Source organism: Bacillus sp. SIMBA_074 (genome assembly GCF_046534555.1).
Taxonomy (GTDB): domain Bacteria; phylum Bacillota; class Bacilli; order Bacillales; family Bacillaceae_G; genus Bacillus_A; species Bacillus_A mycoides.
In genome coordinates this window covers 1-247 of sequence record NZ_JAWRYM010001010.1, presented here as the reverse complement: position 1 = coordinate 247, position 247 = coordinate 1, and the positions used below count along the sequence as shown (strand labels likewise).

At 37.7% G+C, this 247-nt stretch carries 1 protein-coding gene; it reads left to right on the top strand.

Annotated features, from left to right (window positions below; all coding sequences use genetic code 11):
- Nucleotides 1-247: Ger(x)C family spore germination protein (locus SB773_RS33815; RefSeq protein ID WP_486304336.1), on the top strand; the 247-nt coding region annotated here is incomplete at both ends.

The window sequence follows — 247 nt, the reverse complement described above, 5'->3', positions numbered from 1 at the left end:
AGTCCAAAATTGAGAAAGAGTTAAGCAAAAAAGGGGAGGGTTATACAAAAAAGGACCTGATTACCTCAACCTTTCAAATCATCACTCCACAAGTAGCAAGTTCCAGCACAAAACAATCAGGCCCCTCACAAAAATCTTATATTAATATTTCTCAAACTGGGGATTCCGTCCTTCAAATGATTCGTGAATTTTCATTAGAAAGGGAACAGGCATTAACCAGTCACCACATGAAAGTGATTGTTATCAG